The 25,280-nt window shown below is 61.7% G+C and carries 26 protein-coding genes, 2 tRNA genes and 1 pseudogene; 14 read left to right on the plus strand and 15 right to left on the minus strand.

Annotated features, from left to right (window positions below):
• Positions 1 to 119: 119 nt before the first annotated feature.
• The 7 genes from ACFIQF_RS11130 (at position 120) to ACFIQF_RS11160 (ending at position 5,519) form a co-directional block, all read left to right on the plus strand.
• The gene (locus tag ACFIQF_RS11130) at positions 120 to 1,097 is read left to right on the plus strand and encodes a GMP reductase (protein WP_393942806.1); all 978 of its coding nucleotides are present in this window, start codon (positions 120 to 122) and stop codon (positions 1,095 to 1,097) included.
• A 248-nt stretch (positions 1,098 to 1,345) separates the two neighbouring features.
• Positions 1,346 to 1,421: transfer RNA gene (locus ACFIQF_RS11135), tRNA-Lys, on the plus strand.
• Between the two features lie 68 nt (positions 1,422 to 1,489).
• A tRNA-Lys gene (locus ACFIQF_RS11140) sits at positions 1,490 to 1,565 on the plus strand.
• Positions 1,566 to 1,784: 219 nt separating this feature from the next.
• A complete protein-coding gene (locus tag ACFIQF_RS11145; RefSeq protein ID WP_393942808.1) occupies positions 1,785 to 2,294 on the plus strand; it encodes a copper chaperone PCu(A)C in 510 nt (169 codons plus the stop codon).
• 341 nt (positions 2,295 to 2,635) lie between these two features.
• Entirely contained in the window at positions 2,636 to 3,496 is an 861-nt protein-coding gene (locus tag ACFIQF_RS11150; RefSeq protein WP_393942810.1) for a hypothetical protein, read from the plus strand.
• An 11-nt stretch (positions 3,497 to 3,507) separates the two neighbouring features.
• Positions 3,508 to 4,047 (plus strand): GTP-binding protein, encoded by a 540-nt coding sequence (locus ACFIQF_RS11155; RefSeq protein ID WP_393942811.1) that lies wholly within the window; start codon positions 3,508 to 3,510, stop codon positions 4,045 to 4,047.
• Positions 4,048 to 4,277: 230 nt separating this feature from the next.
• Entirely contained in the window at positions 4,278 to 5,519 is a 1,242-nt protein-coding gene (locus tag ACFIQF_RS11160; RefSeq protein ID WP_393942813.1) for a multidrug effflux MFS transporter, read from the plus strand.
• Between the two features lie 582 nt (positions 5,520 to 6,101).
• Here the strand turns inward: ACFIQF_RS11160 and ACFIQF_RS11165 are convergent.
• Together ACFIQF_RS11165 and orn are read right to left on the minus strand one after the other, a co-directional pair.
• Positions 6,102 to 8,153, minus strand: a complete 2,052-nt coding sequence (locus ACFIQF_RS11165; protein ID WP_393942815.1) for a DEAD/DEAH box helicase — start codon at positions 8,151 to 8,153, stop codon at positions 6,102 to 6,104.
• A 363-nt stretch (positions 8,154 to 8,516) separates the two neighbouring features.
• Entirely contained in the window at positions 8,517 to 9,140 is a 624-nt protein-coding gene (gene orn, locus ACFIQF_RS11170) for an oligoribonuclease (RefSeq protein ID WP_393942817.1), read from the minus strand.
• Between the two features lie 60 nt (positions 9,141 to 9,200).
• On the opposite strand from orn, the gene ACFIQF_RS11175 reads away from it, so the two are divergent.
• The 3 genes from ACFIQF_RS11175 to rsgA are packed head-to-tail and all read left to right on the plus strand — an operon-like array spanning position 9,201 to position 11,838.
• The gene (locus ACFIQF_RS11175; protein WP_393942819.1) at positions 9,201 to 10,502 is read left to right on the plus strand and encodes a M48 family metallopeptidase; all 1,302 of its coding nucleotides are present in this window, start codon (positions 9,201 to 9,203) and stop codon (positions 10,500 to 10,502) included.
• Positions 10,499 to 10,843, plus strand: coding sequence for a 4a-hydroxytetrahydrobiopterin dehydratase (locus tag ACFIQF_RS11180; RefSeq protein WP_393942821.1), 345 nt, complete (start codon positions 10,499 to 10,501; stop codon positions 10,841 to 10,843). The genes ACFIQF_RS11175 and ACFIQF_RS11180 overlap by 4 nt, the downstream gene beginning before the upstream one ends.
• 11 nt (positions 10,844 to 10,854) lie before the next feature.
• The gene (gene rsgA, locus ACFIQF_RS11185; protein WP_393942823.1) at positions 10,855 to 11,838 is read left to right on the plus strand and encodes a ribosome small subunit-dependent GTPase A; all 984 of its coding nucleotides are present in this window, start codon (positions 10,855 to 10,857) and stop codon (positions 11,836 to 11,838) included.
• Between the two features lie 169 nt (positions 11,839 to 12,007).
• Here the strand turns inward: rsgA and ACFIQF_RS11190 are convergent, their stop codons facing one another.
• The 3 genes from ACFIQF_RS11190 to ACFIQF_RS11195 all read right to left on the minus strand — a co-directional run bounded on the left by ACFIQF_RS11190 (position 12,008) and on the right by ACFIQF_RS11195 (position 14,731).
• Positions 12,008 to 12,607 (minus strand): hypothetical protein, encoded by a 600-nt coding sequence (locus tag ACFIQF_RS11190; protein ID WP_393942824.1) that lies wholly within the window; start codon positions 12,605 to 12,607, stop codon positions 12,008 to 12,010.
• A 224-nt stretch (positions 12,608 to 12,831) separates the two neighbouring features.
• Positions 12,832 to 13,578: a DUF7933 domain-containing protein gene (locus tag ACFIQF_RS24630; protein ID WP_489672286.1), complete on the minus strand. Its 747-nt coding sequence runs from the start codon at positions 13,576 to 13,578 to the stop codon at positions 12,832 to 12,834.
• 187 nt (positions 13,579 to 13,765) lie between these two features.
• Positions 13,766 to 14,731: a LysR family transcriptional regulator gene (locus ACFIQF_RS11195; RefSeq protein WP_393942826.1), complete on the minus strand. Its 966-nt coding sequence runs from the start codon at positions 14,729 to 14,731 to the stop codon at positions 13,766 to 13,768.
• A 155-nt stretch (positions 14,732 to 14,886) separates the two neighbouring features.
• On the opposite strand from ACFIQF_RS11195, the gene ACFIQF_RS11200 reads away from it, so the two are divergent.
• Both ACFIQF_RS11200 and ACFIQF_RS11205 read left to right on the plus strand, forming a co-directional pair.
• Positions 14,887 to 16,062: an MFS transporter gene (locus ACFIQF_RS11200; RefSeq protein ID WP_393942828.1), complete on the plus strand. Its 1,176-nt coding sequence runs from the start codon at positions 14,887 to 14,889 to the stop codon at positions 16,060 to 16,062.
• A 20-nt stretch (positions 16,063 to 16,082) separates the two neighbouring features.
• Positions 16,083 to 16,413 (plus strand): annotated as a pseudogene (locus ACFIQF_RS11205) (aldo/keto reductase); the annotation flags it as partial.
• A gap of 26 nt (positions 16,414 to 16,439) precedes the next feature.
• Here the strand turns inward: ACFIQF_RS11205 and ACFIQF_RS11210 are convergent.
• From ACFIQF_RS11210 to rpsP, 7 genes are all read right to left on the minus strand, one after another.
• Positions 16,440 to 16,802, minus strand: coding sequence for a hypothetical protein (locus tag ACFIQF_RS11210; protein ID WP_393943015.1), 363 nt, complete (start codon positions 16,800 to 16,802; stop codon positions 16,440 to 16,442).
• 140 nt (positions 16,803 to 16,942) lie between these two features.
• The gene (locus ACFIQF_RS11215; RefSeq protein WP_393942829.1) at positions 16,943 to 17,920 is read right to left on the minus strand and encodes a CobD/CbiB family protein; all 978 of its coding nucleotides are present in this window, start codon (positions 17,918 to 17,920) and stop codon (positions 16,943 to 16,945) included.
• 52 nt (positions 17,921 to 17,972) lie between these two features.
• Positions 17,973 to 18,725, minus strand: coding sequence for a CoA pyrophosphatase (locus ACFIQF_RS11220; protein ID WP_393942831.1), 753 nt, complete (start codon positions 18,723 to 18,725; stop codon positions 17,973 to 17,975).
• Positions 18,726 to 18,807: 82 nt separating this feature from the next.
• On the minus strand, positions 18,808 to 19,191 hold the full coding sequence (gene rplS / locus ACFIQF_RS11225) for a 50S ribosomal protein L19 (protein ID WP_393942833.1): 384 nt from the start codon (positions 19,189 to 19,191) through the stop codon (positions 18,808 to 18,810).
• A 131-nt stretch (positions 19,192 to 19,322) separates the two neighbouring features.
• Positions 19,323 to 20,102 carry a tRNA (guanosine(37)-N1)-methyltransferase TrmD gene (gene trmD, locus ACFIQF_RS11230; protein WP_393942835.1) on the minus strand — a complete coding sequence of 260 codons (780 nt, stop codon included), beginning with the start codon at positions 20,100 to 20,102 and terminating at the stop codon, positions 19,323 to 19,325.
• Between the two features lie 171 nt (positions 20,103 to 20,273).
• Positions 20,274 to 20,846, minus strand: coding sequence for a ribosome maturation factor RimM (gene rimM / locus ACFIQF_RS11235; RefSeq protein WP_393942837.1), 573 nt, complete (start codon positions 20,844 to 20,846; stop codon positions 20,274 to 20,276).
• 98 nt (positions 20,847 to 20,944) lie between these two features.
• On the minus strand, positions 20,945 to 21,196 hold the full coding sequence (rpsP, locus tag ACFIQF_RS11240; RefSeq protein ID WP_393942838.1) for a 30S ribosomal protein S16: 252 nt from the start codon (positions 21,194 to 21,196) through the stop codon (positions 20,945 to 20,947).
• Between the two features lie 108 nt (positions 21,197 to 21,304).
• Between rpsP and ACFIQF_RS11245 the strand changes: the two genes are divergently transcribed.
• Both ACFIQF_RS11245 and ACFIQF_RS11250 read left to right on the plus strand, forming a co-directional pair.
• Positions 21,305 to 21,832 carry a GNAT family N-acetyltransferase gene (locus tag ACFIQF_RS11245; protein WP_393942840.1) on the plus strand — a complete coding sequence of 176 codons (528 nt, stop codon included), beginning with the start codon at positions 21,305 to 21,307 and terminating at the stop codon, positions 21,830 to 21,832.
• Complete coding sequence (locus tag ACFIQF_RS11250; RefSeq protein WP_393942842.1) at positions 21,829 to 22,284, plus strand: TM2 domain-containing protein; 456 nt, start codon at positions 21,829 to 21,831, stop codon at positions 22,282 to 22,284. The genes ACFIQF_RS11245 and ACFIQF_RS11250 overlap by 4 nt, the downstream gene beginning before the upstream one ends.
• Before the next feature lie 22 nt (positions 22,285 to 22,306).
• Here ACFIQF_RS11250 and ACFIQF_RS11255 read toward each other — a convergent pair whose 3' ends face one another.
• The 3 genes from ACFIQF_RS11255 to ACFIQF_RS11265 form a co-directional block, all read right to left on the minus strand.
• Positions 22,307 to 23,008, minus strand: coding sequence for a hypothetical protein (locus ACFIQF_RS11255; RefSeq protein WP_393942844.1), 702 nt, complete (start codon positions 23,006 to 23,008; stop codon positions 22,307 to 22,309).
• A gap of 506 nt (positions 23,009 to 23,514) precedes the next feature.
• Entirely contained in the window at positions 23,515 to 24,525 is a 1,011-nt protein-coding gene (locus ACFIQF_RS11260; RefSeq protein WP_393942846.1) for an inorganic phosphate transporter, read from the minus strand.
• 16 nt (positions 24,526 to 24,541) lie between these two features.
• On the minus strand, positions 24,542 to 25,189 hold the full coding sequence (locus tag ACFIQF_RS11265) for a DUF47 domain-containing protein (protein WP_393942848.1): 648 nt from the start codon (positions 25,187 to 25,189) through the stop codon (positions 24,542 to 24,544).
• Positions 25,190 to 25,280 lie beyond the last annotated feature (91 nt).

Below are 25,280 nucleotides of genomic sequence, written 5' to 3' on the forward strand. Positions count from 1 at the left end.
CTGTGCCAACAGTTTTGGCCTGCCCCGTTGCGCGGCAGGCTCGCAAAACCGGTCTCCAAGCCAAGCGCCCCATCGTTGCGAAATGGTTCGCAGCGACCTCTTATGGAGCTTGGAATCAAATGGAAATCTTCGACTACGACAACATTCTTCTGCTGCCACGCAAGTGCCGTGTGGAAAGCCGTTCGGAATGTGACACCAGCGTCACGCTGGGCGAGCGCAGCTTCAAGCTGCCGGTCGTCCCGGCCAATATGAAGACGGTGGTGGACGAGAAGATCTGCACCTATCTCGCGCAAAACGGTTTCTTCTACGTGATGCACCGTTTTGACATCGACAACCTGGCCTTCACCAAGCAGATGCAAGCGCAAGGCCTGTTTGCCTCGATCTCGCTGGGCGTGAAACAACCCGACTACGACACGGTGGACCGTTTTGTGGCCGAAGGCGTGTGCCCCGAGTACATCACCATCGACATCGCGCACGGCCATGCCGATAGCGTGAAGAACATGATCCAGTACCTCAAGGCCAAGATCCCCGCGGCCTTTGTGATTGCCGGCAATGTGGGCACGCCCGAAGCAGTGATCGACCTGGAAAACTGGGGCGCGGACGCCACCAAGGTCGGCATCGGCCCAGGCAAGGTCTGCATCACCAAGCTCAAGACCGGTTTTGGCACGGGCGGCTGGCAGCTGTCAGCGCTCAAGTGGTGCGCCCGCGTGGCCACCAAACCGATCATTGCCGACGGCGGTATCCGCAGCCATGGCGACATCGCCAAGAGCATCCGCTTTGGCGCCACCATGGTCATGATCGGCTCGCTGTTCGCCGGCCACGAAGAGTCGCCCGGCAACACCGTTGAGGTGGATGGTGCGCTGTTCAAGGAATACTACGGCTCGGCCAGCGATTTCAACAAGGGCGAGTACAAGCACGTCGAGGGCAAGCGCATTCTGGAGCCCGTCAAGGGCAAGCTGGCCGACACCCTGACCGAGATGCAGCAAGACGTGCAATCGTCGATTAGCTACTCGGGCGGCAAAAAGCTCATGGATATTCGCAAGGTGAACTACGTGATCTTGGGTGGCGATAACCAGGGCGAGCATCTGCTGATGTAACCCTGATGCGCTCAGGGCTGCTGCAGGCGGGCGGGCCGATTTTTCTGGTGCCACAAAAACCGGAGGAATCGGCCATTCACTCTAACAGTAGTGCCCTGACAGCTCATCTATTGATAGCATTTTCCTTTTCTCGACACCGACACTGATCGCAAAAAACAAAGAACAAAGACCACGTTTTCCCTGAGTAGCGAAAAAAGTGGTGCATAATTCAAGGCTTGCTGCAGCACAACACTGACAGCGAAATATGTGGGCTCTTAGCTCAGTTGGTAGAGCAGCGGACTCTTAATCCGTTGGTCGAGTGTTCGAATCACTCAGGGCCCACCACATATTCCAGCCATCGGTGCCTGACACCGGTAGCAACGAAAACCCAGCACTGCAAAGTGCATGGTTTCGGGCTCTTAGCTCAGTTGGTAGAGCAGCGGACTCTTAATCCGTTGGTCGAGTGTTCGAATCACTCAGGGCCCACCATTTATACCAAGGTTCACGGCCTAGGCAACCCGCCTAGGCCGTTTTCTTTTGTCTTGGCCTGCCAGCAACACACCCCGTCCGAACACTGATGCTCGCCAAGGTTTGCCATGGCAGGCGAGCCGGGCTTTTGACCTCGGTGCTGGCGTCGCAAAGCACCGTTTGTAGAATGGACCGCATCCTCTTTTTGGCCGCCCGCACCGTTGCGGCGTTCTTTGCACCATGGCTTCTTTGCTCCGCCCAGTTCTTGCCTCCCTCGCCCTGCTCGGCTCTGCCAGCGTATTTGCCCAAGTGACTGCCAGCAACGCCTGGACCCGCGCCACCGTGCCGCAGCAACAGGCCAGCGGCGTCTTTATGGATTTACGCTCTGCGCGCGATAACGCCAAGCTGGTAGGCGTACGCAGCGAAGCTGCTGCCAGCACCGAGATCCACGAGATGCGCATGGAAGACAATGTGATGAAGATGCGCGCCGTGCCCAGCATTGATCTGCCCAAGGAGCAGACCGTCAGCCTCAAACCCGGCTCGTACCACATCATGCTGATGGGCCTGAAAAAGCCGCTGAATGCCGGCGACCAGGTAGAGCTGACGCTGGATGTGGTGCACCAGGACGGCAGCAAGGAAAGCATTGCCGTGACCGCACCCGCCCGCGCTCTGGGCGCCAGCAGCGCTGCCAACCACAATCACGGCAAGGCCGAGGCACCCGCAGCAGCACACGATCAGCACAAACACTGAAAACCAGCCTCACCCCACCGCCAGCCACTCCAGCGAGTGGCTTTTTTGCGCCTGCATTGCCGCCCAGGTGACCGACATCCAGCGCCTGAAGTTTTTGCGCCACATCAAATACACTACGCTTAGAGAAACATTTGTTATTAATTCAGGGTTTTCCCTGCTTGCCATAGGGGCACCAGAGGGTGGTTTAAACAAATTAATAGTTACTATTAAATCCACTCATTGACATCTGATTACAGAATTTGAAAATAGCTACCTATGCAAGCCCGCTGTCAGTCAAGGGGTTCACAGTCAACACTCACTTACCGCGACTGGCTGGCGGTTTTTAGGCAGGAGAGAGTTCTATGTCCGAGTTGATATTGCATGCGGCCCACCTGAGTGAAGCACATCAACTGCGCTTTAGCTATTTGTTTGATGTTGCCGCCAAGCGTTGGCGCGAGACCCAGTCCGCCAGCAGCGCCAAGCCCGCCACCGAGCTATGGGTGATCGACGCGCAAAGCGCGCCCACCGCCATCAGCCAGCGGCCCGACAACGCCTGCGTGCTGCTGATCGCCAATGACGACCAGGCCGAAGCGCTGCGCGCCCAGTGGCCGCACCAGATCGACGGCCAGCTCCCGCCCGATTACAGCGTGGGGCGACTGACGCAGATGCTCGAGCAAATGAGCCTGCAAGCGCACGGCAAGCGCCTGCGCGAAACCCTGAAAAACCGCCGCCAGCAAGGCATGACGACGCAGCACGACGTGCAGATCAAAAACGCGGATGCGGTTTTTCTGAAGGCCACGACCCTGGAAGAAGCCCCTGCCGCTGCCACCGATGCCCTGCCCGAGCCCGCCGCCGGCACGCGCTTTCGTATCAAACGCTGGACGCAGCTGACCGGCAGCATGGCCGGCCAGGCCCACCGACAGGTACTGGCTTCCTTGATCTCAGGCGAGCGCAGCCTACAAGAGCTGAGGGAGCGCAGCCCCCTGGAGCACACCGAGCTGCTGCGCCTGTTGCAGGTATTGCGCGGCAAAGGCGTGCTGGTGGAAACAGCGCCGAACACAGCCGCCGTCGCCGCCCTGCCCGCAAACGCCAGCCAGCCTGCTGCACCCATCCAAGCGCCTGCCGCCACCGCCGCTGCACCGGCCGGCAACGGCTTGGCACGCAGCCTGTTCCGCCAGCTCAGCCGCTGGATCGGGCAATCCCGCAACGAAACCGCAACCTGAAGGCCAGCGCCATGCACCATCCCATCAAACGTATTGTGCTGCTCGGCCCCATGGGCATCGGCAAGACCACCGCCATCCGCAGCCTGTGCGGCAGCCTGACGATCGAGTGCGAAGTGCCCAACCTCGACAAGCAGGCACACGCCAAGGAAACCACCACGGTGGGCCTGGATTTTGGCGAGATCAAGCTCGACGACAACGACACCTTGCAGGTCTACGGCTGCCCCGGCCAGGAGCGCTACGACTTTGTGCGCGAGTGGGCCTTGTCGCTGGCCTTTGGTGCGATCGTGATGGTCGACATCCACGAGCCTGCCGCGCTGGAGCAAACAGCAACGTTGATCCAACAATGCTTTCGCGCGCCCAACCTGCACTCGGTGGTGGTGCTGATCTCGCGCCCGGCATCGGCCGCGCAGCAAGAGATGTTCACGGTGCGCCTGGCCAACTACCCGCAGTGCGCGGTGCCCGTGCTCAGCGCCGACCCGCGCAACCCGGCCCAGATGCTCGACACGCTCGACATCATTGCCGCCATGCTGCCCGACGAAGTGGCCGCTTGATCGCAGCGCTCACCCGGCGCTGGCGCTGGCACTACCCTGCCGCAGCCGCCAACGTAGGGCAGCAGCCACACACGCATACCAGAGCGACTGCACAGCACAGTTGTTTCCGCTAAGCTCTGGCGCTTGTCTCTTTGCTGGCAAGCGCTGCCCTCTTGCGCCTCCCGCCAGCGCATCCATCTTTTTTTCGCCTTTTCTGACGCCACCCGCAAGCTGCGCGTGGCGCGCTTGCTATGAACGACCAACGCAGCCCGATCGCTCCGCCCTCCGCCACACCGCAGTGGGTGCTGGCCGTCATGCTGGCGATGCTGGGCATGCTCGGGCCTTTCGCCATCGACACCTATCTGCCGGCGTTTGACGGCATTGCGCACTCGCTGCAGGCATCACCGCTGCAAATGCAGCAAACGCTCTCGGCCTATCTGTTCGGCTTTGCCTTCATGAACCTGTTCCACGGTGCGCTGTCCGACAGCCTCGGCCGCCGCCCGGTGGTGCTCTGGGGCTTGGCCGCATTTGCGCTGACATCGGCGGGCTGCGCCCTGGCCCAAACGCCGGAGCAATTGATCCTGTTCCGCGCCCTGCAAGGCTGCACCACTGGCGCCGGCATCGTGGTCTCGCGCGCGGTGGTGCGCGACCTGTTTCCGCCCGCCCAGGCGCAGCGCGTCATGAGCCAGATCACCATCTACTTCGGCATCGCGCCAGCCATTGCACCCATGATCGGCGGCGCCTTGATTGCCTACGCCAGCTGGCAGTCCATCTTCTGGCTGCTGTTCGTGATTGGCGCCCTGCTCTGGCTCTACAACTGGCGCCTGCTGCCCGAGAGCCTGCCGCCTTCCAAGCGCCAGCCGTTTGATGTGAAAAACCTGATGCACGGCTATTGGCAGCTGTGCAGCAGCCCGCGCTTTTTGCTGCTGGCCGCCGCCAGCGGCGTGCCCTTCAACGGCATGTTCATCTACATCCTGTCGGCCCCCACGTTCTTGGGCACGCACATGAAGATGCAGCCCACGCAGTTTTTCTGGTTTTTTCTCTGCACCATTGGCGGCATCATGGCCGGCGCCTGGGTCAGCGGCCGCCTGGCCGGCAAGATTCCCCCCAAGCGCCAGGTGCGCCACGGCTTTCTGATCATGTTCCTGACCTCGTTCGCCTATCTGCTGCTGAATCTGCTGCTGCCGCCGCACCCGGCTTGGGCACTGCTGCCAGTGGGCGTCTATTCGTTCGGCTGGGCCTTGATGACGCCCGTGGTCACCTTGCTGGTGCTCGATCTGCACCCCGAGCGCCGCGGCCTGGCCTCGTCGCTGCAAGCCGTGGTCTCCTCCGTGGCCAACGGCTTGGTCGCCGGTGTGCTGGCACCACTGGTGATGGATTCCACCATCGCCCTGGCCATTGCATCGGTCTGCCTGATGCTGGTGGGTTTGTGCAGCTGGATCTACTTCCACCACCGCTGGCCCCATATTGGCCGCCATTCGGCCAAGCTCTGAGGTAGCACGCGCGCACAAGTGGCACGCTCGACCGAAAGCATCTACTCAAAAAATATCCAGCCTCACTCGCCCCCTGGCAGCGACCTAAGCCGGCGCAGTTCTCGCAGGCTGTTGGCTGTTGGCTGTTGGCTGTTGGCTGTTCAGGATGCCCCACCCCTTTCAGCCAGCGCCTGCGATCGCAGCAATTACCGGCGGTTTGGCTGCCCTAGGACAGCCAAACTTCGTGCTCTGACTTGCGGCAGCTGTTTGAGTGAAGCGCTTTAGCGCGCAGCGAGTTTTGCCGCACGCCGGTAATTGCTGTGAGCGCAGGTTGCCCCGATTGCCCCGCTTCGCGGGGCGGTCGGGGACGCTGGCTGCGGGCACGCTTCTTTGCTCACTTTCTTATCGTGTGATAAGAAAGTGAGTCGCCTGCCGGGGCGAGTCCCGGCCAGCAGCTGCAAGCATTGCCACCAACGCCAGTTAGCAAAACAGCCTTAAAAAGACAAAAACCAGAGTCGGAATAAAGCGATGCACCATAAAAAATGGGCCTCCCTCAGGAAGCCCATTTTTTGGCATAAACAGCAGCTACGCAGCTGCGCTCACTCAGCGGCTACGTTCGCTGCGCTTACGGTCACCAGCAGGTGCGTAAGGGCGACCACCCCGGTCGCCAAAGCGGCTCTCTCCGGCGCCACCTGGGCGGCGGGGCGCGAAATCGCCACCGCCGTGGCGGGGGCCTGCGCTGCGAGGGCCACGGTTGTCGGCAAAGCGATCACCGCTGCGCTCAGGACGATCGCCACGCTCGAAGCTGCGACCGGCTGGTGCGCGGTCAAAGCTGCGGCCTTCTGGGCGTGGAGCGCGTTCGCCGCGATCCTGGAAACGATCGCCGCCACGGTCTTGGAAGCGGTCGCCACCGCGCTCAGCGCGTTGCTCAAAGCGTGGGGCGCGATCGTCGCGATCGAAACGTGGGCGATCACCGCCGCGAGGGCTGTCGCCGAATGCGGGACGGCGTGCACCGCCGTTGTCGCCAAAGCCGCCGCGGTTACCACCGTTATCGCCAAAGCCGGACTTGCGGCCATAACCGTCGCCATCGCGGCGGCCGCCAAAGCTGCGCTCGCCACCAAAACCACGGCGCTCACCGCCACGGCCTGGGCGACCACCGCGGTCGCCGCCACGGCCACCACGTGGGCCTTCGCTGCGAGCAGGGAAGCGCTGGGTCGGCTCCATGCCAGGAATCACTTCCGGCTTGAACTGCTGCTTGGTATAAGCCTCGATGTCGAACACACGACGGCGGTCGCGGAACTCGGCAAAAGTGATGGCCAGGCCCGAGCGGCCAGCACGGCCGGTACGGCCAATGCGGTGGGTGTAGTCTTCGGCCTTCATCGGCAGGCCGTAGTTGAATACGTGGGTGATGGTGGGCACGTCGATACCGCGTGCCGCCACATCGGTGGCCACCAGAATCTGCACCTGGCCGTTGCGCAGCGCCATCAGGCGACGGTTACGCAGGCCTTGGCTCAGCGCGCCGTGCAGCGCCACAGCCGAGAAGCCTTCTTGCTGCAGATCGTTGGCCAAGCCGTCGCATTCCACTTGGGTGGAGGCAAAGACGATGGCCTGGTTGATCGAGGCATCGCGCAGCCAATGGTCGAGCAGCTTGCGCTTGTGTTGCGAGTTATCGGCCCAGAACAGCACTTGCTTGATGTTGGCGTGCTTTTCCTGGGGCGAATCGATGGTCAGCTTCTTCACGCCAGCGCCGTTGTCGTGCATCACGCGCATGGCCAGTTGCTGGATGCGTGGCGCAAAGGTGGCGCTGAACATCATGGTCTGCTTGCGCTGGGCGGTCAGCTGGTTGACTTCGGCCAGATCGTCGGCAAAGCCCAGGTCCAGCATGCGGTCGGCCTCGTCCACCACCAGAAACTGCACCTTGTCGAGCTTGACTTGCATCGAGCGCTGCAGATCCAGCAGACGGCCGGGCGTAGCCACCACCAAGTCAGCGTTTTGCAGCTTGGCAATTTGCAGCTGGTAAGGCATGCCACCGACGATGTTGGCAATGCGTAGACCGCGGCAGTGGCGCACCAGTTCGATAGCATCGTGTGCCACCTGTTGAGCCAGTTCACGCGTTGGGCACAGCACCAGAGCGCCGGGCTGAGCGGCCTTGAAATTGCGTGGGCTCAGCGGGTTCTTGCGCTTGGCGCGCTTGGGTGGCTGCTCGCCACGGGCAGTGGCTTCGGCCACCAGGCGCTCGTGCTCGGCACGCTCAGCGGCGGCATTGGCGGCTTGTTGCTCGATCAAGGTGTGCAAAACGGGCAGTAGGAAAGCAGCCGTCTTGCCCGAGCCGGTTTGGCTCGACACCATCAGGTCGGTGAAATGCTGGTCGTCGCCTTCGCCGTGCATGGCCAGCGGAATGGCGCGCTCTTGCACAGCGGTAGGCTGAGTGTAGCCCAGGTCTTTGACAGCTTGCACCAGCTCGGGCGCCAGGCCCAGTTCGACGAAACCGTTGGGCTCGTCGGCCACAGCAGCTTCTGCGCCGTCTTCAGCCATCACGGCGTCTGCAGCGTCTTCGTTCAGTTCAGGGGAATCTACGCCGAGGTTCTGGGTTTCAGCGTCAACAATGTCTTGCGCAGGCGCGGCTTCGCCCTGCAGATGGATATCTTGCGTCATTTTGAAAAATAGCAATGGCCGGCCGCTGCGCGTTTCGCAACGCAGTCCCGGACCGTTCATGGTTGTAAAAACATCAACCATCAAACGGTATCGGCCAATCGAGGTGCCGTGGGCTTGCTTCAAAACGGCCATGCTGCGAATCGCACGGCCTGGACGCCCAGAGAATGAAGGGAGATGTACTTATCGCCCACCTGTTTGGTGGGGAAGCGGCGATTATCGCACGTTTCGGGTTTTCCCGCAGCGGCGGCGGGTCATCTCCCGCTGAGTGCAGACACGCCGGTAACAGTGCCTGCCAGGGTGGCAGCGGCTCGGAGGGTAGCCAAACTTGGCAAGCGAAATCCTGTCAGCTGAACCAGTTCGACATCAAATAACTACTGTCGGAGCCGCTGGCGCAGCCATCTGCAAAAACTGCGCCCGGTAGTACAGCAGCTCGTCGATGGATTCATGCACATCGGCGAGCGCCGTGTGCTTTTGCGCTTTCTTGAAGCCGCTCACCAGCTCGGGGCGCCAGCGGCGGGCCAGCTCCTTCAAGGTGCTGACGTCGACATTGCGGTAGTGAAAATACGCTTCCAGCTCCGGCATGTAGCGGGCCAGAAAACGGCGGTCCTGGCCGATGCTGTTGCCGCACATTGGCACCTTGCCCTTGGGCACGTAGCGCTTGAGAAAACGCAGCACTTCCTTTTGCGCCTCGTCTTCGGTCACTGTCGAGGCTTTGACGCGTTCGGTCAAGCCGCTGCGGCCGTGGGTGCCGCGGTTCCAGGCGTCCATCTTGGCCAGTTCCGCGTCGCTTTGGTGGATGGCGATCACCGGGCCTTCCACGCGCACCGCCAGGTCCGGGCCGGTCACCACCAGCGCGATCTCGATCACGCGGTGCTCCTCGGGGTTCAGGCCGGTCATCTCGCAGTCCAGCCAGACCAGGTTCAGGTCCGATTTGGCCAGCTGCGGAGCGCTCTGTTCGGCGCTGTCAGGGGTGTTCTTGTCTTGCATGCGGGCGATTGTCGCCGATGCCCTACACTGTTTGCTCCCTGATTTTCAACAGCCCCACTCGTGACCTTATCGTTGTTGTTCACCTTGCTTTTTGCCGCGGCGCTGGTGCTGGGCGTGCTGCTCAAACTCTGGCTGGCCACACGCCAAATGCGCCACGTGGCCGCCCACCGCAATGCAGTGCCCGCCCTGTTTGCCGAGCGCATCAGCCTGGCGGCGCACCAGAAGGCGGCCGATTACACCATCGCCAATACCCGCTTTGGCCTGCTGGAGTTGGCACTGGGCACCGCCGTGCTGCTGGGCTGGACTTTGCTGGGCGGCCTGGACGCACTCAATGGCTGGCTCTACAGCTTTATGAAAGTGGGCCTGTGGCAGCAACTGGCGCTGGTGGGCGCCTTTGCGCTGATTGGCGGACTGATCGACCTGCCCGTCAGCTATTACAAGACCTTTGTCATCGAGCAGCGCTTTGGCTTTAACAAGATGACGCCAGCGCTGTGGCTGGGCGACTTGCTCAAAGGCACGCTCATGGGCGCCATCATCGGCCTGCCACTGCTTGCGCTGATTCTGTGGCTCATGGGCGCTGCCGGCCGCTGGTGGTGGCTGTGGGCCTGGGCCGTGTGGGTAGGCTTCAACCTGCTGCTGATGGTGATTTACCCGGCTTTCATCGCGCCGCTGTTCAACAAGTTCCAACCGCTCGAAGACGAATCGCTCAAGGCCCGCGTCACCGCGCTCATGCAGCGCTGCGGCTTTGCGGCCAAGGGCTTGTTCGTGATGGACGGCAGCCGCCGCAGCGCCCATGCCAACGCCTACTTCACCGGTTTTGGTGCCAGCAAGCGCGTGGTGTTCTTTGACACCTTGCTGCAAAAGCTCAATGCCGACGAGGTAGATGCCGTGCTCGCGCACGAGCTGGGCCATTTCAAGCACAAACACATCGTCAAACGCATGGTGGCGCTGTTTGCCATTACCTTGCTGGGCTTTGCGCTGCTGGGCTGGCTCAGCCAGCAAGCCTGGTTCTACACCCAGCTGGGCGTCAGCCTGGTGGTCGACATGCGGCCTGGCGTGCCTGCGGCCAACAACGCGGTGGCGCTGCTGCTGTTTTTGCTGGTGATTCCGGTGTTCTCCGGGTTTATTGCACCGCTGATGGCTCAATCCTCGCGCAAACACGAGTTTGAGGCCGACGCCTATGCCGTACAGCAAACCCGTGCACAAGACCTGCAATCAGCGCTGCTCAAGCTGTACGAGGACAATGCCTCCACCCTCACGCCCGACCCGCTGTATGTGCGCTATTACTACTCGCACCCGCCTGCGGTCGAGCGCATCAGCCACATGCAGCAGCTGCAACCCATGCAACAATCGGCCCCATGACTGACAACCACCTGCCCACACAAGACTGGTCCACAAAAAAGCGCCGCGCCCTCACGGCCTCGGAAGTGGTGACGCAACTCAGCCAGATCGCCGGCTGGCAGCTGAGCGGCGATGGTGCCGATGTGGCCATCGAGAAAACTTTCCGCTTTGCCAATTACTACGAAACCATGGCTTTTGTGAACGGCGTAGCTCTGGTGGCCCACACGCAAGACCACCACCCCGACCTGTCGGTGCACTACAACCGCTGTGTGGTGCGCTTTAACACGCACGACGTGGGCGGCCTCTCGGCCACCGATTTTGAATGCGCCCGCCGCATCGAAGCCCTGCTGCAACTGGCCTGAATCCCTTACCTATGGCAAAACATGGACGGCGCCCCGGCGCCCCGGCGCAAGGCGAAGCGCAAACCGGCTTGGTGGTGGCCAGCTACGGCCGCCACTGCGTGGTAGAAACCCCGGACGGCGAGCGCCGCATCTGCCACCCGCGCGGCAAGAAAAGCCAGGCCGTGGTGGGCGACCAGGTGCTGTGGCTTGCGCCGCCGCCAGGCCAAGGCGATGAAGGCACGATCGAGAAAGTGCAAGAGCGCCGCAACCTCTTCTACCGCCAGGACGACATTCGCACCAAAACCTTTGCCGCCAACCTGGACCAGTTGTTGATCCTGATTGCCGCCGAGCCGGTGTTCAGCGAGGTACAGCTGGCCCGCGCCCTGATTGCAGCCGAGGCGGCGCACATCACGCCCATCATCGCGCTCAACAAGATGGATCTGGAAGAGCCTTTTCTGCGCGCCTGGGAAAGGCTGGAGCCTTACCGCACCATGCGCGACCAGGCCGACGACCCGCCGCACTACATGGTGCTGCCGCTGGCCCTGGAAGGCGCTGACGAGGAAGACCGCGAAGCCATCTACGGCTTGCTGGCCGGCAAAACCACTTTGGTGCTCGGCCCCTCGGGCGTGGGCAAAAGCACGCTGATCAATTTGCTGATCCCCGGCGCCAACGTGGCCACCAACGAGATCTCGCAAGCGCTGAACACCGGCAAACACACCACCACCAGCACCACGTTGTACTGGGCCGATGCCGAGCGCCAAACCGCCATCATCGACTCGCCCGGTTTTCAGGAATTCGGCCTCTACCACATTGCGCCTACGCAACTGGCCGCCTGCATGCCCGACATCGGCGCGCACGCCAAAGACTGCAAGTTCTACAACTGCACCCACCTGCACGAGCCCGGTTGCGGCGTGATCGACGCGGTAGAGCACGGCTCCGACACCTTGCCCATCAGCCCCAACCGCTATCGCATTTACAGCGAGCTGTTTGATGAGCTGAATTTGACGCAGTATTGAGAGCGCCCTGCGCTGCTGGCTCTCAAGCCTTGCTGCGTACGCCGTAGCATTTGGCCTGCGCCAGCCTCAACTCCAAAGCCACCGCTCAGAGCCTGCCGTGCCACACCAAAGAAAAAAGCCTTCGAGATTTAGTCGAAGGCTTTTTCGTACTGGCAGGTTGCCTGGCGCGCTAGCGCTCTGAGGTCCCCCGGCGCAGCTGCAGTGAAGCCACCAGCGCGAGCAAAGCAGATACCAACAGCAGCCACACGCCATCGCCCACCGGTACCGCCGTTGGCGTTGCTGCAGTGCAAACATTGGTGTTGCCGCAAGCGCCTGCTGGACCTGCCGGACCTTGGGGGCCTGCCACACCGGCCGGGCCCGCTGGGCCGGCTGCACCATCCGGTCCTGCAGGGCCGGCTGCACCATCTGGCCCTGCGGGGCCTGTCGGGCCGGTTGGGCCTGCTGGCCCTGGAATTCCATTCACTACCACATAGGGCTGGGTACAGCTCAGCGTGGCCGAACGCGCCAGGCCTTGCGCCGACGAACCCGTCCCGGACAGCTTGATGTTGATGGCCGCCGTACCGCCCCCGTTTGTGCCGCACAATGGCGCGCCGTGTATTGGCCAGGTGACATCAAAACTTCCCGTGCAGGTATCTGATAAGGGCAGGTTCCCTTCGATACGCAAGCGGTCGTTCATCGGTGCGGCCAAGATGCTGGCCGCGCCACTGCCACAGCTGATGGTGGGCGTTGTAGTGGCCACCTGCAAAGGCAGGGCAAGCTCTATGTTCATGGAGAATTGCCCCCCAGAAGAGCCCGTATCGTTCGAAATACTGAACTGGTAGGCCACCGTCTGCCCAGGCACCACTGTGGTAGAGCTAAAGGCGGCGCTATCAAATTTAAATATTGCTATCTGGGCATGGGCCTGCCCCATACCCATGAACGCCACCACCAGCCACACCAGCGAATGGAGGCAGCGCGCCATTGAATGTTTGCGTAAAGGCATCACCCGCTCCTTTACGGTTTGACCAAATCACTCAGTTTGAGTGCACCCGATTTGGTGCAGCAGTCGCCCGCAGGGCCAGCCGGGCCTTGCGGACCTGCCGGGCCGGCAGCACCCGCTGGTCCGGCAGGGCCGGTAGCTCCTGCCGGGCCTGCTGGGCCAGTGGCTCCGGCAGGGCCGGCAGGGCCAGCGGCTCCGGCGGGACCGGCAGGACCGGTGATTACCGGTGCATCAGCACAAGCCAATGGCGCAGTGGCTGCAAGGTAAGACGTGGCGTTTTGCGGGTGGGTTGCCACAAAGGCTGCTACCACCTTTGCCGTTGGGCCGCAGAGCAGTTCTGCTGATTTCGGCCAAGTCACATCCACGTTGATCAAGCAAGTGCCCCCTGGATCGGTACCACCATGGGCAAAGCTCAGCACGTTCGTGCCATCCAGCGCTGCGATCGGTGCTGAGGTACAACTGCCTGCAAAGCTGGTGACTGGCCCGGGCGCTACCACCAAAGGTGCGGGCAAGCGCAGTTCGTAGGTGCTGCTCGTCCAATTGGGGTTAGAAGCGTTATTGCTGGTTTCCGTAGCAGTCACGGTCAAGGTCGTTGTGCCACCGGCTGTAATGTTGTCCGATGCAAATGCAGCGCTATAGGCAAAAGTTTGTGCTTGCATAGTCTGTGCCATCGCCGCTGCTGCAGCTCCCAGCCCCAACACAACAACGGCCAATGCACGGAATGGCACCGCGAACCCAGGTTTTGATCGCTTCTTCTGCATCACCCCACCTCTTTGATAAAAAATATATATTGATTTGAAACAACAATTGATGTTTTAAAAATATCGTATCTGTACCCGTCGCTGGCTGCAACAGAAAGTATGGTTTCGCAGCGGGTTTAGTGCCACTCAAAAAATATGTGCTAGACAGCGCTTTCAGCCACAGCGGGCCATCCCAGGGCAAGCCACGCTATACCGCCAGCATCCACTCTGCCGGCAACTGCTCCGCATGGCGCAGATCCACATGCGCTTTCAGAAAATCGAGCACGGCACGGGTGCGTGGCGGCAGCTGGTCGGGCTTGCCCAGATAGACGGCGTGGATGGGTTCGAGCACGCCGGTGTTGAAGGCTTCCAGCACCACTTGCAGCCGGCCAGCGGCTATGTCGTCCCAGGCGTGGTAGAGCGACAGGCGCGCAATGCCCGCGCCCTGGATGGTGATCTTGCGCATGACGTCACCATCGTTCACGCGCAGCACCTCGCCAATCGGAATCTCGACCGGCTTGCCATCTACCGTAAACGGCCAGTGCGGCACGGTGCGCTGGTAGTTCCAGCCAATGCGGGTGTGCGCCATCAGATCGGCAGGCGTTTGCGGCGTGCCCCGCGCAGCCAGGTAAGCAGGCGCTGCCAGCATGACTTGCCGGGTGTGGCCCAGCAGGCGCGCCACCACGTCTGACGACGGCAGCTTGCCCCAGCGGATGGCGATGTCGGCCTGTGCTTCCATCAAATCCACCACCTGGTCGGTAAAGCTCAGGTCCAGCACCAGTTCGGGGTAGTCGCGCATGAGCTGCGGAATCAGCGGCCCCAGCAGTTGGCCGATGGAAGTGCTGGCGTTGATGCGCACCACGCCCTTGGGCACGCTGTGCAGCGAAGCGGCATTTTCCAGATCGTTCAAATCGGCCAGCACGCGCTGGCCGCGCTCGTAGAGCTGGTTGCCTTCGGGCGTGAGTTGTACGCGCCGCGTGCTGCGCAGCAGCAGCTGCGCGCCCAAACGTGCTTCCAGCCGAGCCATGATTTTGCTCACCGCCGAAGGCGACACGCCCAAATGCCGCGCTGCGGCCGAGAAACTGCCTTTTTCGGCCACCTGCACAAAGACCTCCAGCTCGCCGGAGCGGTTGATGTCGAACTGCGGAACGCTGGTGGGCGGGTTATGGCGCATGTTTTGGCTCCTGGCTCAGGTGGCGGGTATTTGTGCCATTTCAGCACAAATGCGTTTCCATTGTTCCGGCTACACAAAGGCCTTGCGGCTCTGCACAATTCCCTCCTTCCCAGGCGCCGCCCGCAGGCCGCGCCGGTACTGAAAGGATCTCTCCCATGCCCTTATCTCTGCTGGCACTCGCCGCCGGTGCCTTTGGCATCGGCACCACCGAATTCATCATCATGGGCTTGCTCACCCAGGTCAGCCAAGATCTGGGCATCAGCATTCCGACCGCTGGCACGCTCATCTCCGGCTACGCCTTTGGCGTGGCGGTGGGCGCGCCCGTGCTCACCTTGCTGACGCGCCACTGGCCGCGCAAGCAGTTGCTGCTGAGTCTGATGCTGATCTTCATCGCAGGCAATCTGGCCGCGGTGTTTGCGCCCAACTATGCGTCACTGATGGCAGCACGCGTGCTGACCTCGCTGACGCACGGCACCTTCTTCGGCGTAGGCGCCGTGGTCGCTACCAGCCTGGTCGCCAAAGACAAGCAGGCGTCGGCCATTGCGCTGATGTTCTCCGGCCTGACGCTCGCCACCTTGCTCGGCGTGCCGGCCGGCACCTGGATCGGCCAGCATTTTGGCTGGCGCATGGCGTTCGCCGCCGTGGCTGTGGTGGGCGTCGTAGCGCTGGCAATTTTGGCAAGCTTTGTGCCTCGCAAGCTCCCGCAAGCAGCGCCCGCCGCACTGCGCGATGAGCTGTCCGTACTCGCCAGCACACCGCTGTGGCTAGGCCTGGGCATGACGGTGTTCGGCTATGGAGGCGTGTTTGCGCTCTACACCTATGTGGAGCCGCTGCTCTCGCAAATCACCCATATGGGCAATACCGGCGTGGCGGTAACGCTGCTACTGTTTGGTGCGGGCTCGGCCGTAGGCAATATTGCCGGCGGCAAGCTGGCTGACCGCGGCGTGGTGCGTGCGCTGTGGATAACACTGGGCAGCTTGGCCACTGTTCTGCTGCTCGGGCGTTGGGCCTTCAGCCAATCGGGTGCAGTTGCCATGGCTTATGTGGCTGCTCTGGGCGTGGTGGCATTTGCCACCGTCGCTCCCATGCAAATGCGCGTAATGCAAGGCGTGGGCAGCCCAGGCGCCACCCTGGCCTCCAGCCTGAACATCTCGGCCTTCAACCTGGGCAATGCCTTGGGCGCCTGGCTGGGCGGCAGCCTGATTGCAGGTGTTGGCCTGCTCTCCATTGCCTGGGGCGCGGCTGCACTGACAGCACTTGGCTTGGTATTGGTGGCTTTGAGCCAGCGCAGCACAGCTGGCGCCACCTGCGCCGCCACCGCTTCTGCGTAAACCTACAGGAGCGATCAGCCATGGAATACCGCTACCTCGGCCAATCCGGCCTGCAAGTGCCCACGCTGGGCCTGGGCACCGGTACCTTTGGCGGCCAGGTCCCGCTGTTTTCCGCCTGGGGCGTTAACGGCGTGGAGCACGCCAGCGCATGATCGACGTCTGCCTGGATGCGGGCCTGAACCTGCTTGACAGCGCCGATGTGTATTCCGACGGCGCGTCCGAATCGGTGCTGGGTGGGGCGCTGGCCGGGTGCCGCCACCGGACGACTATCTCCCCAAGGTCTGCCTGCACACCGGCCCAGGGCCCAACGATGCGGGCAGCTCACGCCAGCACCTTGTCAGCGCGGTCGATGCGGAGTTTTGCAGAGTGTCCCTAAATCAACCAACGACCTTGGGCGGAAAGCCTGCCGCTGTCAGGCCCAACTCTAACGAGCCATCCCAATAGTCCCGGAGCACTTCAAAGCTACCCGACATCACCCCTTCCGGGAAAACGCTGTAATAACCATCCACCCGCGCTATTTCATAAGAGAAAGCTCTGCTTCCCTTGAATGCTCCATAGTGTGGGTGGTCAGAGCCACAATCGAAGCTTTTGCAGTCTGCCATCCCACAATTGCAACGGCCGGTGATGTAGAGATGCGGCAATTGCGGCAACAACTCCGGCCAGTCGCATTTCAGGGTGTCTTCCAGGTCCTCGTAAAAGCGAGGGAGTGCATCCTTCAGGTACTTTCGCGTTTCAGCCATAGCCATGCTCCACGATGGATGACTAGCTGTGGTGCTGCGGATACGTTAGACCCATACCGCACCAACAGCGCCCAGACACTCAAAAACGATAGCTGCCAGCACACATCAGCCGAGCGCCAGCACCATAAAACACCAAATAATCACCCCAGCAAGCGCGCCAAGGTCAGCAGCGCCAGCAGCAGCATCCACACCACGACCGAGCGCCAGACCAGGCCGACCACGCTGCGCAGGTGGGCGGTTTCCGGATCGCGGCCGGGGGTGGTGGAGCCGTCGCCTTGCAGCAATGCGGCGTCGTTGCTGTCGATATCGGCCGTGCGCGCACGCAGCGCAGCGCCGCCCAGACGAATGTCGATGGCGCCGGCGGTGGCGGCCAGGATCACGCCGTCGTTGTCGTTGGGGAAGTGCTGCGTCTGGAAGCGCCAGCCGTCGATAGCTTCTTCAAAGTTGCCCACCACGGCAAAGCTCAGCGCGGTCAAACGGGCGGGCAGCCAATCGACCATTGCCCAGGCGCGGCTGGCCACTTGGTGGAAAGCGCCTTGCAACTGCTCGCCCTCGGCGGCCGGTTTGCGTGCGAAACGCGACACGTACTCTGCCATGCGGTAGAAGACGGCGCCCGCCGGGCCCAGGCCGATGGCCGAGCCAATGGAGTAGCAAGCCAGCACGCCAAACACATGGCGGTGTGCGGCCAGCACCGAATACTCGATCACATGGCGCACGATCTCGCTGCGCGGCAGATCGTTGGCATCCACCTGCTGCCACTGCGCCAGGTATTGGCGCGCTTGTTCTTCGTCGCCCGATTCGAGCGCATCGCGAATGCGCGTGAAATGGTGGCTGAACTGGCGAAACCCGAGCGTGACATACAGCACCAGCACGTGCCAGACCATGGCCAGCGGCCAGCCCACCAGCCACACCAGCAGCCAGTGCATGCCCAGCGACAGCGCAGTCGGCAAGAGCACGGCCACAGACCAGGCCAGCCAGCCGTGGCGCTGTTGGCCGGCGTCGAGGTTACGGCTGATCCACTGCACCCAGGCGCGCACCGCGGCGTAGACCGGGTTGTCGCGCGACAAAGGCTTGGCCTGCTCCAGCAGCAAGGCGATCAGCGTGGCAAAAAAACTCATGGGCAGTGATCATACTGGCTGCGCAATATCACACAAGCAGTTACAGGTTAGCTCAGCGCGGCATTTGGAAGGCCAGAAAACGGTACAGGTTGCGCAACATGCCTGCGGTTGCGCCCCAGATGAAGCGGTTGTGGCCCGAGAGCGGATCGCTGTAGGGCATGGAGAGCCAGCGCCGCGACAGCTCGGGCGTGTCGAGTTGCTGCCACTGGTGGTGGGCCGGGTTCATAAGAAAAGAGAGCGGCACTTCAAAAATATCGTCCACCTCGCCCGGGTTGGCCTTGAGCGCAAAGGGCGGCTGCACCAGGCCGATGACCGGCGTGATGTCAAAACCTGAGCCGGTGGTGTATTCGGGCAGGTGGCCGAGCACCTCGACCCGGTCGCGCTCCAGACCAACTTCTTCCCAGGCTTCGCGCAGCGCGGTGTCGTTGGCATTGCGGTCTTCCGGGTCTTGGCGACCACCGGGGAAGGCGATCTGCCCTGAATGGTTGGACAGGCGCGCACTGCGCTGGGTGAGCAGCACATTGATCTCCTGGCGCTGCACCAATGCCACCAGCACCGCAGCTTTAGCAGGCGGCTTTTCCGTCCAGCGGCGCTCGTCGCGCAGCTCAGGCTGCCAGCCGGGCGCGTTGACGCCAAAGGCCTGGCGCAGATGGGCTGCGCTCAGGCAAGCGGGCGCCACAGGCGGCAGGCCGGTGTCGATCTGCACCACGGGCGCGGCGCGCGGATCGGTCACTGGCCCTATTTTTTTGCTGGCGGCTGCCACATTTTTGAGCAGCTGGGCCGGGTCTTGGTGCTGTTGGTTCATGAATGCCTCTTGCCCACATGATAAAAAAAGCCGCAACGGCTTGCACCGTTGCGGCTTTTCAGCACTGGGGCTGCGCAGCGATTTATTCCGCTGCAGCAACTGCTGCCTTGCGTGCTGGCAGCTTTTCCTTGATACGTGCCGACTTGCCGCTGCGCTCGCGCAGGTAGTACAGCTTGGCGCGACGCACATCGCCGCGACGCTTCACTTCGATGCCAGCGATCATGGGGGAGTAGGTTTGGAACGTACGTTCCACGCCTTCGCCGCTGGAGATCTTGCGCACGGTAAAGCCGCTGTTCAGACCGCGATTGCGCTTGGCAATCACCACGCCTTCATAAGCCTGCACGCGCTTACGGGTGCCTTCCACCACGTTCACGCTGACGATCACGGTGTCGCCAGGGGCAAATTCAGGAATGGTCTTGTTCAGACGAGCAATTTCTTCTTGCTCGAGAATCTGGATCAGGTTCATGGTTTCATCCAACGATCATGCACGCGCCATGGATTTGGCAGCACCGCCGCAAGATTTGCGGTTTGTTTGGTGCGTGTTGCTGGGCTCACCATTGAGCCAAGCGGCCGGGCAGAGGATCGGTAAACCGGCAATTATAGAGGTTTTGCGGTTTTTGCCAAAACCTGCTGGGCCAAAGCCTGTTCGTCTTTGCGGGTCAACTGGCCGCGGGCGCGGGCCGCCTCGATCAGCTCAGGCCGATGCGTAGCGGTGATACGCAGGCTTTGCTCGCGGCGCCAGCGCTCAATGTGTGCATGGTGGCCCGAGAGCAGCTCGGCCGGAACGGGCTGGTCGTTCCAGATTTCGGGGCGAGTGTAGTGCGGGCAGTCCAGCAGGCCGTCGAGCGCAGGGTTGAAGCTGTCGAGCTGGTGGCTGCCTTCGTCGTGCAGCACGCCGGGCTGCAGGCGCGCCACCGCGTCGAGCAAAGCCATGGCTGCGATCTCGCCGCCCGAGAGCACAAAATCACCCAGACTCAATTGACCGTCGACATACTGGTCGATAAAGCGCTGGTCCACGCCTTCGTAGCGGCCACACAACAGCACCGCGCCTTGCGAATCCGACCAGTGCTGCACTTCCGCGTGGTTGATGGGCCGGCCGATGGGCGAAAACAGCAGCAACGGCGCCGGCGCATCGCCTTCTGCGCGGTCGGCGCGGATGGCGGCGAGGCAATCTGCCAGCGGCTGCGCCATCATCACCATGCCGGGGCCGCCGCCGAACGGGCGGTCGTCCACACGACGGTAGTTGCCGGGCGCGTAATCGCGCGGGTTCCAGCAACGCAGCTGCACCAGGCCGCTGCTGTAGGCGCGGCGTGTTACGCCCACTTCGACAAAGGGCGCGAACAGCTCGGGGAACAAAGTAATGATGTCAAAACGCATATCAGTAGTCCCGAACGCTCCTCAATTCATCAGCACTCACCGCAGGCAAGGCCTAGCCAAGGACACCCAGCAAGGGCCGCTGCCGGCCGCGCCGCCCCGCAGCGGTGGTGTCGTCCCCCTCCTGCGCAGCAAGAGAGGGGGAAGGCGCGCAGCGACTCAGGGGGTGCTTTTTTAATAATCCGGCTGCCAGTCGACCGTGATTTTTTTGTTGGGCAGCGAGACTTCGTCAACAAAGGCGTTCACGAAGGGAATCAGGCGCTCCTGCGGCTTGCCTTCGGCCTCGTACTCCAGCACCAGCACGGTTTGCGGGCCGGTAGCCATCAGGTCTTTGACGGTGCCCAGCACCATGCCTTCACGGTTGACCACGGAGAGGCCTAGCAGATCGACCCAGTAGTACTCGTCGTCATCGGTCTTGGGGAAATCGGCGCGCGAGATGTAGACGCGGGCGCCCTTGAGCTTTTCGGCCTGGTCGCGGTCGTCCACGCCTTCGGCCCAGCCGACGATGCCGTCACCATGGAAGCGCGCCTGGCGCATGGCCAGCTCAGCCACACCCTGGAAATGGCGGGCACCTTTTTCGGGCGGCTGGATGAACCAGTGCTTGGCCTTGAGCAGGGCTTGCGGGTCGTTGCTCAGCGCGAACACCTTGAACCAGCCTTTGACGCCCCAGGCATCGGCGATGCGCGCCACCTCGACGGCATCTTCGGGCAAAGTGGCGGGCGACAAAATCAGTTCGGTAGCAGGCATGGAATCCACCATACGATAAAAAACGGGCCGCAGTGCTTAGCGCAACTAGCGGCCCGCATGGACAGCTGCGCTAGCGCAGCCGCCCTGGGAGAGGCAAATCAAGCAGCCTTGGCAGCAGCTTGCTTGACCAGGCGGTCAACGGTAGAAGAAGCCTGGGCACCCACGCTCTTCCAGTAAGCCACACGGTCCAGCGCCAGACGCAGACCTTCTGCGCCGTCCTTGGCCAGTGGGTTGTAGAAACCCAGGCGCTCGATGAACGAGCCATCGCGACGCACGCGCTTGTCGGCAACGACGATGTTGTAGAACGGACGGGCCTTGGAGCCGCCGCGGGAGAGTCGAATGACGACCATAATAATCCTTCGGGTGGTGATGATTTTTCGCCGCGTTTGAGACACGCAACTAGCCACCCGGCCAGCGACACGCAGCAAAGCTTTGCATTATACAAATTTCTGCCAACCATGCCAAGTACCCGCCCCAGCACCCCGCAAGACCTGCCGGCCATCACCCGCATTTACGCCCACCACGTACTGCACGGTACCGGCAGTTTCGAGACCGAAGCACCCAGCGAAGCCGAGATGGCGCGCCGCCGCGAAGAGGTGCTGCAGCGCCAGTTGCCCTATCTGGTGGCGGTGGACGACAGCGGCCAGGTCGTTGGCTACGCCTACGCCAACTGGTTCAAGGCGCGGCCCGCCTACCGCTTCTCGGCAGAAGATTCGATCTATGTTGCCGACGGCCAACAAGGCCAGGGCCTGGGCCGCTTGCTGATGCAGGCCTTGATCAGCGCTTGCGAGAGCGCCGGTGTCCGCAAGTTGATTGCGGTGATCGGCGACTCGGGCAACCATGGCTCGATTGGCGTGCACCAGGCCGCCGGCTTCGAGCCCGTGGGCACCATGCGCTCGGTGGGCTGGAAGTTCGGCCGCTGGCTCGATATCGTGATGATGGAAAAAACCCTGGGTGCTGGCGACAGCACACCGCCCACCGCATGAGCTCCACCAAAAACAAAACCCTGGCCACCTGGCTCACCTTTCTGGGCGGCCCGCTCGGCCTGCACCGCTTTTACCTGCGTGGTCTGGGCGATACGCTGGGCTGGCTGCTGCCGATCCCCACCGCCTTGGGCGTGTACGGCATGGAGCGCATTGCCGAGCACGGCATCGACGACCAGCTCAGCTGGGTGCTGATGCCGTTGCTGGGCTTCACAATTGCGGCCTGCGCGCTGATGGCCATCATCTACGGCCTGATGACGCCCGAAAAGTGGAACGCCCGCTTCAACCCGAGCCTGGAGCCCGAGGCCGCACCGGGCCGCACCAACTGGTTCACCGTCGTAGGCATTGCAGCCTCACTGATGATCGGCACCGCCATTTTGATGGCCAGCCTGGCCTACAGCTTTGAGCACTATTTCCAGTACCAGATCGAAGAGGCGCGCAAGATTTCGCAGTGAGCTGACATGACGCCGGTGCAGCTCAGGGCTTGGCGCCGAGCTCACGCAACTCGGGATCGAAGGCACCAAACTGTAGAAGCTTTTCAACCTGCTCTTCATCGATCCGGTAGACCTTTTGTTGGGCGTCATAGCTGGTGTTCTTGTCGAACACATCGAAATAATATTTTTTCGACAGGGCATCCAGCGCCTTCATCTCGGCCTTGATCGCCGGGTCAATGGCACTGTCCTCAAGCTGCTGCACCTTGGCCGGCAGCACCGTCCAGATGCGCAGCAATGGGCTGGTCATCAGATTGGTGGCACTTGATGAGAGCAGAACATAGTCCTTGCTTTTTCCAGTTTTGTATTTAGCCACCTGCCCCAAAAAAGTGTGAAAAGACTGAGATGCAGCCAAAGTTGAAGGCGCGCTGTGATTGAAGATATGCATATAAAACAGCGCCTGGCTGGCCCTGTCATAGCGAATAGTCATCCAGTCCCCTTCACTGCAAGGTAAACGCTCGGATGGCGCTCCAAACATCGCCTCGAATGCTGAGGGCGGCGGTGTTTTTCCCGCATAGCGATCCCGGAGCTCAATCAGCTTGGTCTGGCTTTTGATGGCACGTTCCCTGGCGAGCATGATGCAACGGTAGTCAGCCAGCAATTCCTTACCCGAGGCTTGGTAGAACGCACTGGCAGCGTCCGGGCTCATATGTATGCGGGCGTAGACACCCATAGGATCAGCAGCCATCACCATTCCTCCCGGCAAGCCTAGCCCGATCAGACAAAGCAGCTGGATCATCAATCTGGGCATACACATTCACAATCAGGCCAAATGACTTTATTGTCCAATCACATCCTCCGGCCTGGCAAGCAGATTTCATCAGGCTGAGCAAGAAACATCAGGGAAGCAAATAGCGCTGCAAAAACCCGCCCCCCTCGCGCTCATAAGCCTGCGGCGCAAAGTGGTAAAGATCGGCATGGGGCAGCAGCGGCAGCAGCCACAACTGCTTGGGAGCGTGCGCAGCATCAAAAATGGCCAGGGTTTAGTTGGCGATGGGGTCGAGCTTGCCGCCCACGTTTAAGATGCTTCAGTCTCCCACCTCAAGTGCCCAGCACCAGCTGGCGAGAGGACTTTGGGAGCGGAGAAGACCCAAACAAGCACTTGGGCACCAACAAAAAAACGGTGGCCCGATTCTATCGAGCCACCGTTTCAGGCGCGGAGGGCGCCAGATCAAACGATCAGCGCATCGCCGCTCAGTACAGCTGCAAACTCACCCAGTAAGCAAATGCTGCCACAAAGGCGGAAGCAGGAATCGTCAGCACCCAGGCCCAGACGATGTTGCCCGCCACGCCCCAGCGCACGGCGCTCATGCGCTGTGTGGAGCCCACGCCGACGATGGCACCGGTGATGGTGTGGGTGGTGGACACGGGCACGCCCAGCGCGGTGGCAATGAACAGGGTCAACGCGCCACCGGATTCAGCACAGAAACCGCCCACGGGTTTGAGCTTGGTGATCTTCTGGCCCATGGTCTTGACGATGCGCCAGCCACCGAACATGGTGCCCAAAGCAATGGCCGAGTAGCAGGCAATGATCGACCACAGTGGTGGATCGGCATCGTTGGGCGAGGCGTAGCCGGTCGACAGCAGCAGCAGCCAGATGATGCCGATGGTCTTTTGCGCGTCGTTACCGCCGTGGCCCAGGCTGTAGGCACCGGCCGAGACCAGTTGCAGACGGCGGAACCATTTGTCGATGCGGCCCGGCGTGGTGCGTCGGAAGATCCAGGCCACGATCACCATCATGATCGAGCCCAGCAAAAAGCCCAGCAGTGGCGAGACGAAGATGAAGGCGATCGTCTTCCAGATGCCGCTGGCCACCAGCGAACCGGCGCCGGCCTTGGCAATGACGGCACCGACAATGCCGCCGATCAGCGCGTGCGACGAGCTCGACGGAATGCCGTAGTACCAGGTGATGACGTTCCAAGTGATGGCGCCCACGAGGGCGCCAAAAATCACGTGGGTATCAACAATGCCCGGCTGGACAATGCCTTTGCCAATGGTGGCTGCCACGCTCAGGTGGAAGACAAAGATGGCAACAAAGTTGAAAAATGCCGCAAACACCACCGCCTGGGTGGGTTTGAGCACACCGGTCGAGACGACGGTGGCGATCGAGTTGGCCGCGTCGTGAAAACCGTTCATGAAGTCGAACAGGATGGCCAGGACCACCAGCACGACGATCACCCAAAGGGCGGTTTGCATCGGTTCCATGGAAGTACGGGCCTGATCAGGAGTTTTCCAGGATGATGCCCTCGATGTGGTTGGCCACATCTTCGCACTTGTCGGTGATGGTTTCGAGCAGCTCGTAGATCGCCTTGAGCTTGATCACTTCGCGCACATCGGGCTCTTCGCGGAAGAGCTTGCTCATGGCCGAGCGCATCACGCGGTCGGCGTCGGATTCGAGGCGGTCGATCTCTTCGCAGGTCTTGATGGCCGCTTCGGTGGTAGCGGGCTCGGCAATGCGGTCAAGCATCTTGACGGCATCGCGCACGCGCTCGCAGCACTTGACGCTCAGGTCGGTGAGGCGGGTGATTTCCTCGGTCATGTGGCGCACGTCGTACAGCGCCATGGTTTCGGCCGAGTCCTGGATCAGGTCGGCCACATCGTCCATGGTGTTGATCAGCGAGTGGATCTGCTCACGGTCGATGGGGGTGATGAAGGTTTTGTGCAGCAGGCGGTTGACCTCATGGGTCACCCGGTCGGCAGCGCGCTCGGCGTTGTCCACATCCTGGTTGTAACGCTCACGCAGATGCGGGTCGTTGTAGTTGGCCACCAACTGGGCAAACGCATGAGCTGCTTCGACAATGCGGTCAGCATGCTGGTTGAACAGTTCGAAAAAATTACCTTCGCGCGGCAAAAGTTTGCCAAAAAGCATGGGGACACCTATCCGGTTTCAATGCAAAAGAGGGATTTAGCGCGGATGCCCGCCGACGGGTTGGCGGGTTGCTGCACTGCACAATTAACAA

Source organism: Comamonas trifloxystrobinivorans, from assembly GCF_043359985.1.
In the GTDB taxonomy this organism is placed as follows: Bacteria; Pseudomonadota; Gammaproteobacteria; order Burkholderiales; family Burkholderiaceae_C; genus Comamonas; species Comamonas trifloxystrobinivorans.

Excerpts from the sequence above, each read along its gene's own strand:
- ACFIQF_RS11215 (WP_393942829.1), bottom strand. The coding sequence starts at position 17,920 with ATGAGTTTTTTTGCCACGCTGATCGCCTTGCTGCTGGAGCAGGCCAAG.
- ACFIQF_RS11220 (WP_393942831.1), bottom strand. The coding sequence starts at position 18,725 with ATGAACCAACAGCACCAAGACCCGGCCCAGCTGCTCAAAAATGTGGCA.
- ACFIQF_RS11260 (WP_393942846.1), bottom strand. The coding sequence starts at position 24,525 with ATGGAACCGATGCAAACCGCCCTTTGGGTGATCGTCGTGCTGGTGGTC.
- ACFIQF_RS11160 (WP_393942813.1), top strand. The coding sequence starts at position 4,278 with ATGAACGACCAACGCAGCCCGATCGCTCCGCCCTCCGCCACACCGCAG.
- rimM (WP_393942837.1), bottom strand. The coding sequence starts at position 20,846 with ATGCCTGCTACCGAACTGATTTTGTCGCCCGCCACTTTGCCCGAAGAT.
- ACFIQF_RS11190 (WP_393942824.1), bottom strand. The coding sequence starts at position 12,607 with ATGAACATAGAGCTTGCCCTGCCTTTGCAGGTGGCCACTACAACGCCC.
- ACFIQF_RS11150 (WP_393942810.1), top strand. The coding sequence starts at position 2,636 with ATGTCCGAGTTGATATTGCATGCGGCCCACCTGAGTGAAGCACATCAA.
- rplS (WP_393942833.1), bottom strand. The coding sequence starts at position 19,191 with ATGAACCTGATCCAGATTCTCGAGCAAGAAGAAATTGCTCGTCTGAAC.
- ACFIQF_RS11200 (WP_393942828.1), top strand. The coding sequence starts at position 14,887 with ATGCCCTTATCTCTGCTGGCACTCGCCGCCGGTGCCTTTGGCATCGGC.
- ACFIQF_RS11145 (WP_393942808.1), top strand. The coding sequence starts at position 1,785 with ATGGCTTCTTTGCTCCGCCCAGTTCTTGCCTCCCTCGCCCTGCTCGGC.
- ACFIQF_RS11180 (WP_393942821.1), top strand. The coding sequence starts at position 10,499 with ATGACTGACAACCACCTGCCCACACAAGACTGGTCCACAAAAAAGCGC.
- trmD (WP_393942835.1), bottom strand. The coding sequence starts at position 20,102 with ATGCGTTTTGACATCATTACTTTGTTCCCCGAGCTGTTCGCGCCCTTT.
- ACFIQF_RS11255 (WP_393942844.1), bottom strand. The coding sequence starts at position 23,008 with ATGGCTGCTGATCCTATGGGTGTCTACGCCCGCATACATATGAGCCCG.
- ACFIQF_RS11130 (WP_393942806.1), top strand. The coding sequence starts at position 120 with ATGGAAATCTTCGACTACGACAACATTCTTCTGCTGCCACGCAAGTGC.
- ACFIQF_RS11265 (WP_393942848.1), bottom strand. The coding sequence starts at position 25,189 with ATGCTTTTTGGCAAACTTTTGCCGCGCGAAGGTAATTTTTTCGAACTG.
- ACFIQF_RS11165 (WP_393942815.1), bottom strand. The coding sequence starts at position 8,153 with ATGACGCAAGATATCCATCTGCAGGGCGAAGCCGCGCCTGCGCAAGAC.
- ACFIQF_RS24630 (WP_489672286.1), bottom strand. The coding sequence starts at position 13,578 with ATGCAGAAGAAGCGATCAAAACCTGGGTTCGCGGTGCCATTCCGTGCA.
- ACFIQF_RS11250 (WP_393942842.1), top strand. The coding sequence starts at position 21,829 with ATGAGCTCCACCAAAAACAAAACCCTGGCCACCTGGCTCACCTTTCTG.
- rsgA (WP_393942823.1), top strand. The coding sequence starts at position 10,855 with ATGGCAAAACATGGACGGCGCCCCGGCGCCCCGGCGCAAGGCGAAGCG.
- ACFIQF_RS11245 (WP_393942840.1), top strand. The coding sequence starts at position 21,305 with ATGCCAAGTACCCGCCCCAGCACCCCGCAAGACCTGCCGGCCATCACC.
- orn (WP_393942817.1), bottom strand. The coding sequence starts at position 9,140 with ATGCAAGACAAGAACACCCCTGACAGCGCCGAACAGAGCGCTCCGCAG.
- ACFIQF_RS11195 (WP_393942826.1), bottom strand. The coding sequence starts at position 14,731 with ATGCGCCATAACCCGCCCACCAGCGTTCCGCAGTTCGACATCAACCGC.
- ACFIQF_RS11155 (WP_393942811.1), top strand. The coding sequence starts at position 3,508 with ATGCACCATCCCATCAAACGTATTGTGCTGCTCGGCCCCATGGGCATC.
- ACFIQF_RS11210 (WP_393943015.1), bottom strand. The coding sequence starts at position 16,802 with ATGGCTGAAACGCGAAAGTACCTGAAGGATGCACTCCCTCGCTTTTAC.
- rpsP (WP_393942838.1), bottom strand. The coding sequence starts at position 21,196 with ATGGTCGTCATTCGACTCTCCCGCGGCGGCTCCAAGGCCCGTCCGTTC.